The sequence below is a fragment of the Ruegeria sp. L12 genome (assembly GCF_056531745.1).
Genome location: NZ_JBQFMH010000002.1, coordinates 1 through 15106 on the forward strand (window position 1 = coordinate 1; position 15106 = coordinate 15106).

18 protein-coding genes and 1 pseudogene are annotated in these 15106 nt (G+C 57.4%); 10 read left to right on the top strand and 9 right to left on the bottom strand.

All coding sequences use genetic code 11. The features are described from left to right. Positions 1 to 156 precede the first annotated feature (156 nt). The 3 genes from ACR0K9_RS02905 (at position 157) to ACR0K9_RS02915 (ending at position 1981) form a co-directional block, all read left to right on the top strand. Complete coding sequence (locus ACR0K9_RS02905) at positions 157 to 927, top strand: alpha/beta hydrolase (RefSeq protein ID WP_480820638.1); 771 nt, start codon at positions 157 to 159, stop codon at positions 925 to 927. 39 nt (positions 928 to 966) lie between these two features. After that, positions 967 to 1095, top strand: coding sequence for a hypothetical protein (locus ACR0K9_RS02910; protein WP_480567088.1), 129 nt, complete (start codon positions 967 to 969; stop codon positions 1093 to 1095). A gap of 88 nt (positions 1096 to 1183) precedes the next feature. Beyond that, positions 1184 to 1981: a matrixin family metalloprotease gene (locus tag ACR0K9_RS02915; protein WP_480820640.1), complete on the top strand. Its 798-nt coding sequence runs from the start codon at positions 1184 to 1186 to the stop codon at positions 1979 to 1981. A 71-nt stretch (positions 1982 to 2052) separates the two neighbouring features. Here the strand turns inward: ACR0K9_RS02915 and ACR0K9_RS02920 are convergent, their stop codons facing one another. Further along, positions 2053 to 2334 carry a hypothetical protein gene (locus ACR0K9_RS02920; protein ID WP_480820642.1) on the bottom strand — a complete coding sequence of 94 codons (282 nt, stop codon included), beginning with the start codon at positions 2332 to 2334 and terminating at the stop codon, positions 2053 to 2055. Between the two features lie 439 nt (positions 2335 to 2773). Between ACR0K9_RS02920 and ACR0K9_RS02925 the strand changes: the two genes are divergently transcribed. Continuing rightward, the gene (locus tag ACR0K9_RS02925) at positions 2774 to 3418 is read left to right on the top strand and encodes a hypothetical protein (protein WP_480820644.1); all 645 of its coding nucleotides are present in this window, start codon (positions 2774 to 2776) and stop codon (positions 3416 to 3418) included. A 35-nt stretch (positions 3419 to 3453) separates the two neighbouring features. Here ACR0K9_RS02925 and parE read toward each other — a convergent pair whose 3' ends face one another. The 3 genes and pseudogenes from parE to ACR0K9_RS02940 form a co-directional block, all read right to left on the bottom strand. Further along, on the bottom strand, positions 3454 to 5412 hold the full coding sequence (gene parE / locus ACR0K9_RS02930) for a DNA topoisomerase IV subunit B (RefSeq protein WP_480820646.1): 1959 nt from the start codon (positions 5410 to 5412) through the stop codon (positions 3454 to 3456). 188 nt (positions 5413 to 5600) lie between these two features. After that, positions 5601 to 5726 (bottom strand): annotated as a pseudogene (locus ACR0K9_RS02935) (ABC transporter permease); the annotation flags it as partial. A gap of 161 nt (positions 5727 to 5887) precedes the next feature. Next, positions 5888 to 6451: a hypothetical protein gene (locus ACR0K9_RS02940; protein WP_480820648.1), complete on the bottom strand. Its 564-nt coding sequence runs from the start codon at positions 6449 to 6451 to the stop codon at positions 5888 to 5890. A 472-nt stretch (positions 6452 to 6923) separates the two neighbouring features. On the opposite strand from ACR0K9_RS02940, the gene ACR0K9_RS02945 reads away from it, so the two are divergent. The 3 genes from ACR0K9_RS02945 (at position 6924) to ACR0K9_RS02955 (ending at position 10161) form a co-directional block, all read left to right on the top strand. After that, the gene (locus tag ACR0K9_RS02945) at positions 6924 to 7532 is read left to right on the top strand and encodes a carboxymuconolactone decarboxylase family protein (protein ID WP_480820650.1); all 609 of its coding nucleotides are present in this window, start codon (positions 6924 to 6926) and stop codon (positions 7530 to 7532) included. Between the two features lie 205 nt (positions 7533 to 7737). Continuing rightward, positions 7738 to 8667, top strand: a complete 930-nt coding sequence (gene ppk2, locus ACR0K9_RS02950; protein ID WP_480536201.1) for a polyphosphate kinase 2 — start codon at positions 7738 to 7740, stop codon at positions 8665 to 8667. A gap of 129 nt (positions 8668 to 8796) precedes the next feature. Then, positions 8797 to 10161, top strand: coding sequence for an MATE family efflux transporter (locus tag ACR0K9_RS02955; RefSeq protein WP_480820652.1), 1365 nt, complete (start codon positions 8797 to 8799; stop codon positions 10159 to 10161). A 3-nt stretch (positions 10162 to 10164) separates the two neighbouring features. Here ACR0K9_RS02955 and ACR0K9_RS02960 read toward each other — a convergent pair whose 3' ends face one another. Together ACR0K9_RS02960 and ACR0K9_RS02965 are read right to left on the bottom strand one after the other, a co-directional pair. Next, on the bottom strand, positions 10165 to 10566 hold the full coding sequence (locus ACR0K9_RS02960) for a hypothetical protein (RefSeq protein WP_480820654.1): 402 nt from the start codon (positions 10564 to 10566) through the stop codon (positions 10165 to 10167). 14 nt (positions 10567 to 10580) lie between these two features. Beyond that, the gene (locus ACR0K9_RS02965) at positions 10581 to 11783 is read right to left on the bottom strand and encodes a pyridoxal phosphate-dependent aminotransferase (protein WP_480536198.1); all 1203 of its coding nucleotides are present in this window, start codon (positions 11781 to 11783) and stop codon (positions 10581 to 10583) included. Positions 11784 to 11875: 92 nt separating this feature from the next. Here ACR0K9_RS02965 and ACR0K9_RS02970 point away from each other — a divergent pair, with 92 nt between their 5' ends. The 3 genes from ACR0K9_RS02970 (at position 11876) to ACR0K9_RS02980 (ending at position 13098) form a co-directional block, all read left to right on the top strand. Beyond that, on the top strand, positions 11876 to 12268 hold the full coding sequence (locus ACR0K9_RS02970; RefSeq protein ID WP_480820656.1) for a helix-turn-helix domain-containing protein: 393 nt from the start codon (positions 11876 to 11878) through the stop codon (positions 12266 to 12268). After that, positions 12265 to 12522, top strand: coding sequence for a succinate dehydrogenase assembly factor 2 (locus ACR0K9_RS02975; RefSeq protein ID WP_480536196.1), 258 nt, complete (start codon positions 12265 to 12267; stop codon positions 12520 to 12522). The genes ACR0K9_RS02970 and ACR0K9_RS02975 overlap by 4 nt, the downstream gene beginning before the upstream one ends. Positions 12523 to 12600: 78 nt before the next feature. Beyond that, entirely contained in the window at positions 12601 to 13098 is a 498-nt protein-coding gene (locus ACR0K9_RS02980) for a MarR family winged helix-turn-helix transcriptional regulator (protein WP_480536195.1), read from the top strand. Here the strand turns inward: ACR0K9_RS02980 and ACR0K9_RS02985 are convergent. From ACR0K9_RS02985 to ACR0K9_RS02995, 3 genes are read right to left on the bottom strand one after another with little or no spacing between them, the layout of a single operon-like run. Beyond that, positions 13045 to 13815 carry a DUF1194 domain-containing protein gene (locus ACR0K9_RS02985; RefSeq protein ID WP_480820658.1) on the bottom strand — a complete coding sequence of 257 codons (771 nt, stop codon included), beginning with the start codon at positions 13813 to 13815 and terminating at the stop codon, positions 13045 to 13047. The two genes, ACR0K9_RS02980 and ACR0K9_RS02985, sit on opposite strands and share 54 nt — an antisense overlap. Continuing rightward, positions 13812 to 14516, bottom strand: a complete 705-nt coding sequence (locus ACR0K9_RS02990) for a DUF1194 domain-containing protein (protein WP_480820660.1) — start codon at positions 14514 to 14516, stop codon at positions 13812 to 13814. Before ACR0K9_RS02990 ends, ACR0K9_RS02985 begins: the two co-directional genes overlap by 4 nt. Next, a complete protein-coding gene (locus ACR0K9_RS02995) occupies positions 14513 to 14941 on the bottom strand; it encodes a VOC family protein (protein ID WP_480536191.1) in 429 nt (142 codons plus the stop codon). Before ACR0K9_RS02995 ends, ACR0K9_RS02990 begins: the two co-directional genes overlap by 4 nt. Positions 14942 to 15106: the final 165 nt, after the last annotated feature.

Consider the following 15106-nt stretch of genomic DNA (forward strand, 5'->3'; position numbering starts at 1 on the left):
AACTGGTCAAAGGCGCAATCATCGACCCCTCATGCGGCGGTAACCCGATCACGCTGACCGAAGACAACCTCACCGCGCTGTTCAAAGCGGCGCTGTAACAGGCTTGCGATCTCCATCCCTCACCTCTCATACTGATCTGAGGTGAGGGAGGTTTTCATGACAAACGACATTGTTCTGATCCACGGGGCGTTTGCCGGGCCATGGTGTATGCAGGAATACGCAGAGTTCTTCAGCGAACGCGGCTGGACGGTGCACACCCCCGCGCTGCGCTATCATGGCGGAAATCCCGGGGCTGAGCCTGATCCTCGCCTGACTGACACCAGCGTCATGGATTACGCCAATGACATCGCCGAATTCGTGCAGGAGCTGGACAGCAAGCCTGTGCTGCTTGGACACGCAATCGCAGGGGTGGTAGCACAGCAGGTGGCGTCTCGTGGTCTGGCCAGCGCCATCGTTCTGATCAACCCGAACGCGGCCTGGGGCACCTTGCCTGAAACCGATGACGAACGCGCCGTGCCACGCGCGTTGATGGAGGGTGGGGCATTCTGGAAACAGCCCATGCGCGTCGATTTCGACCTGATGGCCCCCTCTGCGCTGAACAGGATGCCCGAGGAGCAGCAGCATGAAGTCTTCGACCAACTCGGCCCGGAAAGCGGGCGGGTGATGTTCGAGATGTTCTTCTGGATGTTCGACGATCACCACGCGATCAAGGTTGATATCGACAAGGTCGACTGCCCCGTCCTGATCGTGTCTGGCACCGAGGACCGGGCCGTGAACCCCAACACCTGTCGCGCATTGGCGAAGCTCTACGGAGACCGCGCGACCTTTCTGCCCGTCGAAAATCACGCACATTTTCTGTTCATGGAACCGGGTTGGGAAGGACCTGCCGGGCAGATTGCCGATTGGCTGGAACATAAGGCGCGGTAGGATGGGGTTCCACCCCATCGCACTCTCGCGCTGTCGTCGTTGCGATGGTACCGAAGCAGCCGTTTCTATCGCGCGCTGACGGTTGCGGTGACAACAGAAAACCCCGCTCAGCAGATCAAAGCGGCGGCCATGGGAATGACCGGTCAGGGCAAGTTCCCGCTGGTCTGAATTGAGAAAAACGCCGATTTCTGGTATCATTCAGGGGCTGACGCAGGTCAGCCCTTTTCTGTTTTCATTACTTTGTTGCGAGGATTTCATGGCCAAATCTGAGACTTATTCCGATCCGAATTTCAAACTCCGCGACCGTGACGATGCGGCCAGGGACATCAAGGACGATATCCATATCTATCACAACCACGCGGTCTGCGAGACCGATAGCAAGGGTCACAAGACGCCCGACAACCGCTCGCCCGAGGAACTGGTGGTGGACGCCTCGGAGGGGTTCATCCCGCTCTGGGCCGAGGGCACCACGCTGCGCTGGCGGTTTCAGGAACAGTCGATGGCGATATTCTTCGATCCCGAAGGGGCCAAAGCGGCGATCCGCCAATTGTTCGCCGAGGCGCTGCTGGCCTGGGGCGACGCGGTGCCGGTGCAATTCACCGAACGCCACGATGCCTGGGATTTCGAGATCGCGGTCAGCCCGCAAGAGAACTGTTCGATCAACGGATGCACGCTGGCACGGGCGTTTTTCCCCGATGCCGGGCGGCATGATCTGTTGCTGTATCCGACCATGTTCACCCAGTCCCGCGCTGAGATGGTCGAGACCATGGCGCATGAGCTGGGCCATGTCTTCGGTCTGCGCCACTTCTTCGCCGACGTGTCCGAAACCGCCTGGCCGGTCGAGATTTTCGGCGAGCACGAGAAGTTCTCGATCATGAACTACGGGCCGAACAGCATGCTAACCGACAATGACCGCGAGGATCTTACGGCGCTGTACGAAATGGTCTGGAACGGCTCGCTGACGGACATCAACGGCACCCCGATCATCCAGATGCGCCCGTTCAGCTTCTTCCGGCTGGCAGATGCGGGTGACAATCCTTTCCTGATCATATGATCAGGAAAAATCGCGCCGTAGAAAGGCTGAGGCTATTTCAGCCCCATTTCCAAGTCGGACATCCCGTCGGTTTACTTGCCAAGCTGAAACGTGCTCTGCGGTTTCCAGCTCAGCGAACCGTCGTCATTGCGATGACACCGCAGCAGCCGTTCCTCGCGCGTGCTGACGGTTGAGGTGACGGTATTGTCACCGGTCAGCAGGATGAAGGCGTCCGGTGAATAGGCCATGCCGTCATAATAGCAAAACCGTGTCTCGGCCCCGTCCGGAATGGGCGATGCGGTGCTGAGCATCTGCTGCGCGGGGGCGGCCGAGGCCAACAGGGTCAGGGCCAGCCCGAGGGTTAGTGTCTTCATGTCGTCCTCCCGTTCGGAAAATTGTTCGTGGTCAAATTGGGTCTTGGACGCTCGGAACCTCAAATGTCGTTCTTGGATGACGGGTTGAGGGTAAGTGTGAACGGGATCAACGGGTTAGGCAAGGGGGTTGCTTATAGGCCAATTGTTCGGGACTCCCACATTACTTACCAATTGCATGATGTGAGACATTCTTTGAACGACCGAAGTGACTCTGTTGGCAATTGCTTTCGTCGGGCATCCTCAGTTTGAGAGCAAGGGTTGACTGCGTGCTGAGTTTTAGTATTCGTCCAGCGTTGGATCAAATGTGCTAGCTCAGCGAGTCTGGAGTTCTACCAGAAGTGATTTTTAAATGATTTGTGAATTAACAAACTATTAGTTTTACAATGTTAAAGTTAATGCGCAGATGAAGGCGCGAGATGAGGCGAGCACATAAATCTAAATGAGCGACAGAAAATTTCTTCCAGAGGGAACGCAGGTCTTAGCTGACAGTGTTTCTTTACACGCACGAGCGACAAACAGAGTTTTTTTCTTGATGGTTTCGCTCACCATTTTGGTTTCCTTTGGGCACGTGGAAAAGGAAGCAATCTCCTTATTTGGTTTAAAAGTTCAAGAGCCGCTTGTTCGAAAGTACGTCGTGTTCATAGTGATGATCGTCAACGTTAATTATGCCATGAACAGAGTTCTTATGATCGATGCTGCTGATGCATATTTTGCATTCATTCGTGCGAACAGTCCTTCGGAAGTGTTGTTCAGGCATCCTTCAAGCAACAAATCATTTACCCGAGCTGACGTGATGCACCGATTGCATGCGTCTTCGATTGATCGAGTTTACCCTGTTTTTTCCGTTCTTTCGTCCAAGCATAAGAACATGATGACTGCTATCCTTAGGCCGGCAATAGAAATAGTATTAGTATCAGTTCCTTATGTCGCTTTGTTGCAACTTGTTCAGATTGAGCTGTTCGGATCTAATATCTACACACTAGTCTTCGCGCTTGTTCTTATTGCGACGGTAGTTGCTTCGATAATGATGTTGCTCCGTGGTCTGGGTTGGACGTTGGAAGCACGTGATCGCCCAAATACATAGATCGGTTTTTCGTCACTATGCGATCTTGACAATCCTCAAACATCCAACTCCTCCACAAACCGCGCGTTCTCTTGAATATACTGGAACCGCAGTTCGGGTTTTTTGCCCATCAGGCGCTCGACCAGATCGCCGGTTTCGCCGGGTTCGTCCTCGTCTATGGTGACGCGGATCAGTTTGCGGGATGCCGGGTCCATCGTGGTCTCTTTCAGGTCTTTCGCGTCCATTTCACCCAGACCCTTGAAGCGCGAGACGTCGATCTTGCCCTTGCCGCCCAGACCTTTTTCCAGCCATTCGTCACGTTCCGCCTCGTCCAGACAATAGACGCGCTTGGCGCCTTGGGTCAGGCGATACAAAGGCGGGCAGGCGAGGTACAGGTGGCCCGCGTCGATCATCGGCCGCATCTGGGTGAAGAAGAACGTCATCAGCAACGAGGCGATATGCGCCCCGTCCACATCGGCGTCGGTCATGATGATGATCTTGTCATAGCGCAGGTCATCGACGTTGAACTTGGTGCCAAGACCCACACCCAGCGCCTGCGTCAGGTCGTTGATCTCGGCATTGGTGCCCAGTTTCGAACTGGCCGCGCCCAGAACGTTCAGGATCTTGCCGCGCAGGGGCAGCAGGGCCTGCGTTTTGCGGTTGCGACCCATTTTGGCGGAGCCGCCCGCCGAGTCGCCCTCGACGATGAATAATTCCGTGCCGTCCCGTGTTGAACTGGAACAGTCCACCAACTTGCCGGGGAGACGAAGTTTCTTAGTGGCGGACTTGCGTTGTGTTTCCTTCTCGGCCCGCCTGCGCAGCCGTTCTTCGGCGCGCAGGATGAGGAAGTCGAGGATCGCCCCGGCCGATTTCGTATCTGCCGCCAGCCAGTTGTCGAAATGGTCGCGGACGGCGTTTTCGACCAGCCGCTGCGCCTCGACAGTCGCCAGACGGTCTTTGGTCTGGCCGACGAATTCGGGTTCGCGGATGAAACAGCTGACCAGCGCGCAGCCGCCGGTGATCAGGTCATCGCGGGCGATCTGACCGGCCTTCTTGTTGTTGATCAGTTCTCCGTACGCCTTGATCCCCTTGAGGATCGCGGCCCAGAAGCCCGCCACATGAGTGCCGCCTTCGGGCGTTGGGACGGTGTTACAGTAGGACTGGATGAACCCATCTCGCGAGGGCGTCCAGTTGATCGCCCATTCGACCTTGCCGGGGGTGCCGAATTTTTCCTGAAAGTCCACGGTGCCGGCAAAGGGCTGCTCGGCATAGGTGGAGGAGCCGTTCATCGTCTCCTTCAGGTAATCCGACAGGCCGCCGGGGAAGTGGAATGTGGCCTCGGTTGGCGTTTCGCCGTCGTCTATGGCGGATTTCCAGCGGATTTCAACGCCCGAGAACAGGTAAGCCTTGGAGCGGATGGATTTGAACAGGCGTGCGGGTTTGAACCGGTGATGGCCGAAGATGTCCGGATCGGCGTGGAAGGTGACCATGGTGCCGCGCCGGTTGGGGGCCGCGCCGACCTTTTCCACCGGACCCAGCGGAACCCCGCGCGAGAAGCGCTGTTCGAACAGCGTCTTGTCCCGCGCCACCTGCACGACCATCGAATCCGACAGCGCGTTGACGACCGAGGCCCCCACACCATGCAGACCGCCCGAGGTCTGATACGCCTTGCCCGAGAACTTGCCGCCGGCGTGCAGGGTACACAGGATGACCTCGAGCGCGGATTTGTCGGGGAACTTGGGATGCGGGTCGATGGGAATGCCGCGCCCGTTGTCGCGCACGGTCAGGGCGTAATCGGCGTGCAGTTCCACCTCGATCCGGTTGGCATGGCCCGCGACGGCCTCGTCCATCGAGTTGTCGAGGATCTCGGCCACCATATGGTGCAGCGCGCGCTCATCCGTGCCGCCGATATACATGCCGGGGCGTTTGCGCACCGGTTCCAGCCCTTCGAGCACCTCGATGGACGAGGCGTCATAGGTGGAGGTCGCTTCTGGCGTCAACAGATCGTCGGGCATGGGTGCTGCTCTTGTTTTTGAGTTTCCCCCATTATGGCAGGTGATGTGGTCCGGGGGAAGAGGGACGCGAGGTGTTGTGGGTGGTTTTGGTCATACAGCCGACTTTCGCTGCAGTTGAGGCATTGGTCGGTTCAAATGGCAGCAATGCGAAGCAGAGCTGATCTTGCAATGTGTTATTTGCAGCCTCGGATCCCCGTGAGGCGGGCCATCTCGATATAGGGTGAAGCAACCAGCGCCACGATTGCAGTGCGTGTCATGCGCATCATGCGTGCTGTCACGATCAGCGTCAAAGTCAGTGCTGGCAGCAAGGTTTTACCCGCAGTTTCTTTGATCTTAGAGCGAAAGTCACCCGGATGATATACGTAATCATGGGGAGAAGGAATTTCACTCTCAGGGTAGTTGTTTATTCCTACAGATACTGAAGGCACGCCAATTGCATTATATGTAATTTCGACCACAACAATGCTCCAATTTGTCAGTCAATAATAAAAAAAGGAAAGATGCCGATATCACCCAGAAACTGAACTGGATCGCCAGTGCTACGGAATGCCAGCAGTACTTCGCCCGCTTCAAAGAAATAGATTACAGTTCCATAGATAGGTTTTTGGAAAGCTCTTGAATGCTGATATCTCCAGTGGCCTCTCTCAAGATCAACAAGTTGAATGATGCGGAAAATGCGGGACGCTTCATCTTCGATTATGCAGTTCAATGTTTGACCGCATTCCTGTGCCCAAGTAATGAACTGCCGTAAAGGATCAGGAATGCTAGATGAATATGTTACCTCTCTCTCGGATGTGGTGATTTTACTTCTGGCGCTGAAACCGTATGAAACGAAACCATCTCTGCCTCCTGAAACGATCTCTGCATCATTTCGGCACTGCAACCTTCCCTGAATGTCATCCGTAGCTCGCCAAATAATCGCGCAATCTGGAAACACCTGCAAAGGATATTCAGGGAATTCACCTTCTGCGTGGACCTTAGTTGTATACACGATGGCAATCAACAAAGCAGAAATTAGGTTAATATAGTATGATATCATGGGTGACCGTAGAATAGGTTAGAAGGCACAAACCACGAGAGCGAGTCTGCCCTGCGATTATGACAGAAAGGTTGTGCGCCTATTTCCCGCAAAATTTACAAGTAAGACCACCATAAAAGAGTATGAAACGCTGACTGACACGACATAAGATGGCTGTGTCGCAAATTTTGGTTCTGGATTAACGATGACCTACGCCCCGAGGCTCCCTCATTCATAGCGAGAGTATGCGGGTCTGGTTTTCATATTCTTCGTCGTCAGTTTGAGCAAGCGCGTCGGGCGCAAAGCTACAATTTAGCGCCGGGTTTTGAACGCCCGGTTTGCGTCGTTCTCGACGCGCCGCACATGCAAAGGAAGGAAGCTAGGTCGGCGGCGGCAAAGGGCTCTTAATGAATACTCGTCGGTTTCGTCTCGCCACCTGCTTAAAGCGCTCTTAGTCTGCGGTCATGATGCAATCGAGACAACAGGACCCCAAATGAGCTGGATCAAAACCATCCCCTATGCCGAGGCAACAGGTAAGCTGCGCAAACTCTATGACCGCGTCACCGGGCCGGACAACAATGTGGACAACATCATGATGGCACACAGCCTGCGACCGCACACGATGGAGGCGCATATGGCGGTCTACAAGGGGGTGCTGCACCATTCCGCGAATTCGATCCCGAAGTGGTTTCTTGAGGTGCTGGGCGTTTGGGTCAGCTCTCTGAACCGGTGCGGGTATTGTGTCGAGCATCATTTCGCGGGCCTGCAGCGGTTGTTGCGGGATGAAGCGCGCGGGGATGCGATCCGGGCGGCGATTGAGGCGCGCGCACCGGAGCAGGCTCCGTTGGATGCGGCGCAGGTTGCGGCGCTGCAGTATGCGCGGGCGCTGACCGAAGCTCCGGCGGATTTGACCGAGGCTGATATTGAACGCTTGCGGTCTGCGGGTTGGGAGGATGGGGAGATACTCGAGATCAATCAGGTCTGCGCCTATTTCTCTTATGCCAACCGGACGGTTCTGGGGCTGGGCTGTTCGACCGATGGGGATGTGTTGGGGTTGTCGCCGAACAATTCCGACAACCCGGATGACTGGGGACATCGGTGAGCGTCGGAGCGAGGGGCCAGCCCCTCGCGCTCCCCGGGGTATTTGGGGCCAGATGAAGGGGCGGATCGGAGTTCGGGGCGATTGAGGGCGGGCCGTTCGGGCGTTGGCAGGGATTTAAACATAACTCAATTTGACACCAATCAAAGCGAAAATCTGCGGTCTCTGCTAGGCGTTGGCCAGACAGTGAAAACAAGGAGATTTTTGTATGGATTCAGTGCCCCAGCCCACCCAGAGCGCATCCCAGGTCAAAGTTGTTTCGAACCAGCAGCCGGATGTGGCAGAGCCGTGCCCCGAGAAAATCCGGCACGCATTTGAAAGTGGCAAATACCCCTATGGCCGCAAGATGGCGCGCAGGACTTACGAGGCGCAGAAGGCTGAGTTGCAGGCCGAGTTGCTGAAGGTTCAGCTGTGGGCGCAGGAGACCGGGCAACGCTTTGTGCTGCTGTTCGAAGGGCGCGATGCAGCCGGGAAGGGCGGCACGATTAAGCGGTTCATGGAGCATCTGAACCCGCGTCAGGCGCGTGTGGTTGCGTTGAACAAGCCCAGCTGGGAAGAGAAGGGTCAGTGGTATTATCAGCGCTATGTGCAGCAGCTGCCGACCGTAGGCGAGATGGTGTTCTACGACCGCTCGTGGTACAACCGCGCGGGTGTCGAGCGGGTGATGGGCTTCTGCTCGCCCAATGAATATCTGGAATTCATGCGGCAAACGCCCGAGTTGGAGCGGATGTTGGTGCGCTCGGGCATTCAGCTGTATAAGTACTGGTTCTCGGTCACGCAGGAAGAGCAGCAGCGGCGTTTCAAAAGCCGCGAGACCGATCCGCTGAAACAGTGGAAACTGTCGCCGATCGACAAGGCCAGCCTGAGCAAATGGGATGACTATACCGAGGCGAAAGAGGCGATGTTCTTCTACACTGACACTGCCGATGCGCCCTGGACCATCGTCAAATCCAATGACAAGAAGCGCGCACGCCTGAATTGTATGCGACACTTTCTGTCGACGCTGGATTATCCGGACAAGGATCACAGGATTGTAAGCGATCCGGATCCGCTGATCGTGGGGCAGGCCCATCATGTGATCCATCGTTCGGATCATATCCTTGGCACAGCGCTGCATCCCGACGCAAAGATCGGCTGATCAGAGACCCATCGAATGCCATCACCTCATTGGGTGATGGCGTTCGTTGATTTGGTCTTACAAGTCTCACATTGAAATAAAATCTTTCCGCTCTTGTCTCGGGCCCGGGGCGTGCATAAGGCTGGCGGGATGAACAAAGTGATGTCATATCCCGCCCATTTCCGGGCCATTGCGGTTTTGGGCCTGCCTTTGATCGGCGGTCATCTGGCGCAATTCGCCATCGGTATGACCGATACCGTGATGATGGGGTGGTACGGGGTCGACGCGCTGGCGGCGCTGACCTTGGCAACCAGCTATTATGCGGTTCTGTTTCTGTTTGGTGCCGGGTTCGGCTGGGCAGTGATGCCCAAAGTGGCTACAGCCGCCGCCGAGGAGGATGAGACCACCATCCGGCGTTCGACCCGGATGGGGCTTTGGTTATCGCTTCTTTACGCGGCGCTGATGATGCCGTTGCTGTGGTGGTCACAGCCGATCCTCCTGGCGTTACGGCAGGATCCGCAGGTGGCTGAAACCGCCTCGGTTTATCTCCGGTTTGCGGGCTGGGGGTTGTTTCCCGCGTTGCTGGTGATGGTGTTGAAATCCTATCTGGCCGCGTTGGAGCGGACCCAGATCGTGTTGTGGATCACGGTACTGGCTGCCTTTGTGAACGCGGTGGCGAATTATATGCTGATCTTCGGCAATTGGGGCGCGCCAGAGCTGGGTGTGGTCGGCGCCGGCATCGCGACAGTCCTGACGCAGATCGTATCGCTGGTGGCCGTCATCCTTTACGCAATTCGCGCCTTGCCACAACACAATCTGTTCCAACGCTTCTGGCGCCCGGATTGGGAGATGTTCCTGAGCGTGCTGAGACTGGGCGTGCCCATTGGCCTGACCACACTGGCCGAAGTGACGCTGTTTGCCACATCTGCCGTGATGATGGGGTGGCTTGGCAAAGTGCCGCTGGCGGCGCACGGGATTGCGCTGAACCTCGCCTCGGCCACATTCATGGTGCATATGGGCCTGTCGAATGTGGCGACGATCCGGGCGGGCACCGCGATGGGACGGCGGGACCGGTCGCATCTTGAAAAGGGAGCGGTAGCGGTGACCTTCATGTCTTTGATCATGTCAGCCGCGACCATCGTGCTGTTCCTGACCTGTGCGGAGCCATTGATTTCGCTGTTCATGCAGTCTGACGATCCGCAGCGGCCACAGATCCTGTTGATCGGCACCGGGCTGCTGGCCATGGCGGCGCTGTTTCAACTGGTGGACGGCGCGCAGGTTGTGGCGCTGGGGCTGTTGCGCGGTCTTCAGGACGCGAAAGTCCCGATGGTGATTGCGGCGCTCAGCTACTGGGTCGTTGGGATACCGACCTCGTATTACTTCGGCTTTGTTCGGGGCATGGAGGGCATCGGCGTCTGGCTGGGGCTGGTGCTTGGGCTGGCCTTCGCGGCAGTGCTGCTGATGGCTCGGTTCTGGTTGCGATCCGTGCGAGGGATCGAAGCGCCGGCTGTTTGACGCTCAGTCTTTGGACAGGCGGTCGGATTTCTTACGCACCAGCACCGAGCGCAGATCGTGCATCGCCATCAGCAAACGATCGGTCACATCCTCAAGCTGCTCGTCCGAAGCCTTGGACTGCGCCCATTGCGTGGTCAGGTTCAGATGATCCACCGTGCGGTGAATATCGTCGATATCGCGACGCGCCAGCAGCGCCTGACGGTCTTCCATCCAGCGCGCGATCTCGGCCTTGTCGGTATCGGTCAGACTGCGCTGACCCTGCGGCTTGACCTCGCCGTTGCGGATATTGACGACGGCGATCTGATCCATCTCGATCCGCTGCTGGCGGTTTTCCGTATCCACCTTGAACACCGCCGCACCATTTTCGCGGACACGGAAATAGTATTCGGGAATGATTGTGGACATACGGACCTCCGGGCTCAGGTCAGGGCAGCGCAGAACCGCTGAATTCGGGTGCAGGCTTCTTTCAGTGCTTCGTCCGAAGTGGCGTAGCTGACGCGGAAATTCGGCGACAATCCAAACGCCGCGCCAAACACAACGGCTACATCCGCCTCTTCCAGCAGGGCGGTGGCGAATGCCTCGTCCGAGTCGATGAGGGTGCCCGCCGGGGTGGTTTTGCCGATCAGACCTGCAATCGAGGGATAGACATAGAACGCGCCTTCGGGTGTCGGGCAGGTGATGCCGTCGATCTGGCCGAGCATTTTGACCACCAGATCGCGGCGGCGTTTGAACACTTCATTATTGGGTGCAAGAAACGCCTGGGTTCCGTTCAACGCCTCGACCGCCGCCCATTGGCTGACGGAACAGGGGTTCGACGTGGATTGCGACTGCACCTTACGCATCGCGGCGATCAATTCGACAGGCCCGGCGGCATAGCCGATGCGCCAACCGGTCATCGCATAGGCTTTGGACACGCCGTTGCAGGTCAGCGTGCGGTCATAAAGCCCCGGTTCAACCTGGGCCGGAGTGCAGAACTTGAACCCGTCATAGGCCAGATGCTCGTACATGTCGTCGGTCATGATCCAGACATGTGGGTGGCGCAGCAGGACATCGGTCAGGGCCTTCAGTTCCTCCCAGCTATAGCCCGCCCCGGTGGGGTTCGACGGGGAGTTGAAGATGAACCACTTGGTGTTCGGAGTAATGGCGGCTTCCAACTGCTCGGCGGAAAGCTTGAAGCTGTTTTCCAGCGTGGTTTCAACCACAACCGGCGTACCACCCGCCAACAACACCATATCCGGATAGCTGACCCAATAGGGCGCGGGGATCACGACCTCATTCCCCTCGTTCAGCGTTGCCATCAGCGCATTGTAAAGCGTCTGCTTGCCGCCGGTCCCGACCGAGACTTGCGCGGGTGTGTAGTCCAGCCCATGATCGCGCTTCATCTTGGCGCAGACGGCCTGCTTCAACTCAGGGATGCCGTCGGGGGCGGTGTATTTCGTCTTGCCCGCTGCAATGGCCGCAACGGCGGCGTCCTTGATGTTCTGCGGCGTGTCGAAATCTGGCTCGCCTGCGCTCAGCCCGATCACGTCGCGTCCGGCGGCCTTCAGTTCAGCGGCTTTCGAGGTCATTGCGATGGTGGGCGAGGGTTTGACGCGCGACAATGTCGCAGACAGGAAACTCATTACGGGCCTCGGTTTGTATGTTGGCTTTGACTGTCATAGGGTGCGCCCCAATAACGATCAAGCCATATGATATTCGAGGATTGGAGACAGCGATGACCGACGACACGGACTGGTTCGGCCCTGACACAGCCACTTTCGGGGACCGGGTCGCTGGCGCGCGTGAAGTCGCTGGAATGACGCAGGTGCAGCTGGCCCGCAGGCTTGGAGTGAAAAAAGCCACCATCGCCGCATGGGAGGATGACCTGTCCGAACCCCGCGCCAACAAGTTGTCGATGATGGCCGGGCTGCTGAACGTTTCGATCATGTGGCTGCTGACCGGCGAGGGCGACGGTATGGACGCCACCAGCCTGGACGGGGATGCGGATTCAGAACTGCGCGACCTGGTGGCCGAGTTGCGCACAATCCGGGGCGAGATGCGCGCCAGTTCGGAACGTCTGGCCCGGGTCGAAAAAGCACTGCGGCTGAAACTGGAACGGGACCAATGACCGAAACACGCGAAAACCGGATCAAGCGCATGAAGATGCGCTCGATGCGCCGGGGTATCAAAGAGATGGACCTGATCCTGACCGCTTATGCCGATCGCCATCTGGCTGCGATGGACGAGGCGCAGCTTGATACCTACGATGCCATGCTGCACGAGAACGATCAGGATCTGTATCAGTGGGTAACCGGACAGGCGGCGGCGCCCGCGCAACTGGCCGATCTGATTGCCGACATCGCGCAGACCTTTCAAAAGTAAGAGTTATTCCAGCTTAACCGATTTTTCGGGAATTCGCGTCATGTTGCCAGAAACAGCGCGACTGAATCGGAGGATCGGATGAGTATGGAAATGCAGGTCTCCGCGCCCGGAACCAAAGGGTTCATGACCAATTATCTTGAGGCGTTGGCGCTGGTCGAGCGTCTGCACAGGCTGCTTTTGGATGTCATCAAAGATGAATTCGAACGCGTCGGTGTGTTGGAAATCAACGCTGTTCAGGCATTGCTGCTGTTCAACATCGGCGATCATGAGGTGACAGCGGGCGAGTTGAAAAGCCGCGGTTATTATCAGGGAAGCAATGTCAGCTATAATCTCAAGAAACTGGTCGAGATGGGTTACATGCACCACCAGCGGTGCGAGATCGACCGCCGCTCGGTCCGGGTGCGCCTGACACCGCAGGGGCGTGCAATTCGGGACATTGTGGCCGAGCTGTTTTCGCGCCATGCAGAAGGGCTGCAATCCCGAGGCGTGATCGGCGCGGAAGGGATCGAAGAGATCACCGATTCACTGCGCCGGGTTGAACGCTATTGGACGGACCAGATCCGCTATATCTACTGACGGGCGGGGCCAGGGTTTGCCGGACAGAACCAACCCCTCCATTTCCCGGATCAGTTTGCGGGTCATGGCCTCTTCATAGGCCTCAAATCCAAGGGCGACTTCGACAAAAGCGTCTGGTCCAAGAATGACCCAGGCGGTGTAATAGGCGGAAAGCTCTCCGACTTGCACATAGCGCACATCGCCTGCGGCGGGGTCATCCGCCCCAATGACTAGGCCATTGATTGTGATCCCCGACGTTTCCAGTGTTTTCTTCGCATCCCGTGGGTGCGGGCCGAGGTTGTGCTTACCGTCACCTGACAGGTCCAGCGTGCGACGCCAGCAATCGGTCTGGGACGCCAGCATATCGGCCCCCGCCAGCATGGCCGAGCCAACAGCCGTCCCCTGCGGGGCGGGAGAGCGCCGTGTGGTGTTCAGACGTTGGCCAATCCGCTGCAAGTCATCGACAGATCGAATATCGGTCCAGTCCAACAGGATCCGCTGATGGTTGGTTTCGCTCCATTCATACACCGCAAGACGCACATAGGTGGCGGGGTTTGACAGGATCAATTTCGTCACTTCGGGGCGAAGCAATGCGGCGGCCAGCCCGTCCAGTTGCAATCGGTATTCCTGACTGTCGACTGATCCGGATACATCCAGCCCCAGAGCCAGAGCTTGACGACACTGGGCCGACAGCGGGCTTGCCAACAGGCACAGAAGGATTGCGAGCAGACGGATCATTCGGATGCGCCCGGTTTGAGTTCGCTGAGCTCCATCCCTTTGAGTTCCCGCTCCAACTTGCGGCGCATGGAGCGCTCGAAATCTTCGAATCCGGCGGCGATTTCAAGAAAGGCACCAGGGCCGCGCAGGACATTGGTTTGGAAGAAGGGGATCAGGTCGATCTCACCTTCGAAATCAGCCGCATTGATGACAAGGCCGTTGACGGTCGTGTCCCCGAACGGAAAGTGTTTATAAGCAGTCTGCGGCCCATAGCCGTCGTTGTTCTTGCCATCGCCTGAAATGTCGATGGTTTGAAACAGGCAACGCGGCGCGCGTTGCATCAAGGTCGCCCCATAGGCCAGCGCATGCCCCATCGCGGTTGGGAATTCATTCGCAGATCGTTCCGACTGTGCGATCTGTTGTGCTGCGGCAAGAAGATCGGCGGGCGCCTCTATCAACTGCCAATCCAGCAGCAATGTCTGGTTGAAACTGCCCGACCATTCGTAGGCTGCCAAGGCGACGGGCTGCGGCGAGAGGAAAAAAGCCTCTTGCACCTCGGGTGCGATCAGCGCGGCAGCCAGGCCCTGGCGTTGCAGCGCATCCTCGGACGGGTCCACCGAGGTTGAGATATCCATGGCCAAAGCCAGCGCAAGACGGCAGTTCTCGGCCCAAAGGGGGCTGCCCGTTAAGGCCAGCCCCGATGTTGCGAGCCAGCGGATCACCAGTGGCCGGTGCTTTCCATGCTGGCCCAGGGTTCAGCCGGTTCCAGCGCCTCACCATTTTGCAGCAACTCGACCGAGATATTGTCGGGCGAACGCACAAACGCCATGCGCCCATCGCGCGGCGGGCGGTTGATTACGATGCCATTGTCCTGAAGATGCTGGCAGGTTTCGTAGATGTTGTCGACGCCATAGGCCAGATGCCCGAAATGACGGCTGTCGCTGGGCAGGTCATCATCGCCATCCCAGTTATAGGTCAGCTCGATCGGAGCATCCTCCTGTCCCGGAGGAGCGAGGAATATCAGCGTGAACCGGCCTGCTTCGCTTTCATAACGGCGCGTCTCTTTCAGGCCCAGAAGCTCATAGAACGCCATGGATTTCTCAAGATCCTTCACGCGGACCATGGTGTGGAGATATGTCAGCCCCATCGCGACTTTCCTTACATTGACTGTGATCCCCAGCACCTTAGCGCGCCTTGATCTCGTGTCGAGGGGCAGGCCGGACACTTTTCAGAATTTGCGCGCTGTGCCGCACATATCGCGGTTCCGGTGCTGAGCTGGTCGATATATAGTGGTCGGCGACTCATTGCTGGA

Bases quoted from the DNA above. Each gene is read 5' to 3' on its own strand.
- ACR0K9_RS02905 (WP_480820638.1), top strand. From the start codon at position 157: ATGACAAACGACATTGTTCTGATCCACGGGGCGTTTGCCGGGCCATGG.
- ACR0K9_RS02915 (WP_480820640.1), top strand. From the start codon at position 1,184: ATGGCCAAATCTGAGACTTATTCCGATCCGAATTTCAAACTCCGCGAC.
- ACR0K9_RS02920 (WP_480820642.1), bottom strand. From the start codon at position 2,334: ATGAAGACACTAACCCTCGGGCTGGCCCTGACCCTGTTGGCCTCGGCC.
- ACR0K9_RS02925 (WP_480820644.1), top strand. From the start codon at position 2,774: ATGAGCGACAGAAAATTTCTTCCAGAGGGAACGCAGGTCTTAGCTGAC.
- parE (WP_480820646.1), bottom strand. From the start codon at position 5,412: ATGCCCGACGATCTGTTGACGCCAGAAGCGACCTCCACCTATGACGCC.
- ACR0K9_RS02940 (WP_480820648.1), bottom strand. From the start codon at position 6,451: ATGATATCATACTATATTAACCTAATTTCTGCTTTGTTGATTGCCATC.
- ACR0K9_RS02945 (WP_480820650.1), top strand. From the start codon at position 6,924: ATGAGCTGGATCAAAACCATCCCCTATGCCGAGGCAACAGGTAAGCTG.
- ppk2 (WP_480536201.1), top strand. From the start codon at position 7,738: ATGGATTCAGTGCCCCAGCCCACCCAGAGCGCATCCCAGGTCAAAGTT.
- ACR0K9_RS02955 (WP_480820652.1), top strand. From the start codon at position 8,797: ATGAACAAAGTGATGTCATATCCCGCCCATTTCCGGGCCATTGCGGTT.
- ACR0K9_RS02960 (WP_480820654.1), bottom strand. From the start codon at position 10,566: ATGTCCACAATCATTCCCGAATACTATTTCCGTGTCCGCGAAAATGGT.
- ACR0K9_RS02965 (WP_480536198.1), bottom strand. From the start codon at position 11,783: ATGAGTTTCCTGTCTGCGACATTGTCGCGCGTCAAACCCTCGCCCACC.
- ACR0K9_RS02970 (WP_480820656.1), top strand. From the start codon at position 11,876: ATGACCGACGACACGGACTGGTTCGGCCCTGACACAGCCACTTTCGGG.
- ACR0K9_RS02975 (WP_480536196.1), top strand. From the start codon at position 12,265: ATGACCGAAACACGCGAAAACCGGATCAAGCGCATGAAGATGCGCTCG.
- ACR0K9_RS02980 (WP_480536195.1), top strand. From the start codon at position 12,601: ATGAGTATGGAAATGCAGGTCTCCGCGCCCGGAACCAAAGGGTTCATG.
- ACR0K9_RS02985 (WP_480820658.1), bottom strand. From the start codon at position 13,815: ATGATCCGTCTGCTCGCAATCCTTCTGTGCCTGTTGGCAAGCCCGCTG.
- ACR0K9_RS02995 (WP_480536191.1), bottom strand. From the start codon at position 14,941: ATGGGGCTGACATATCTCCACACCATGGTCCGCGTGAAGGATCTTGAG.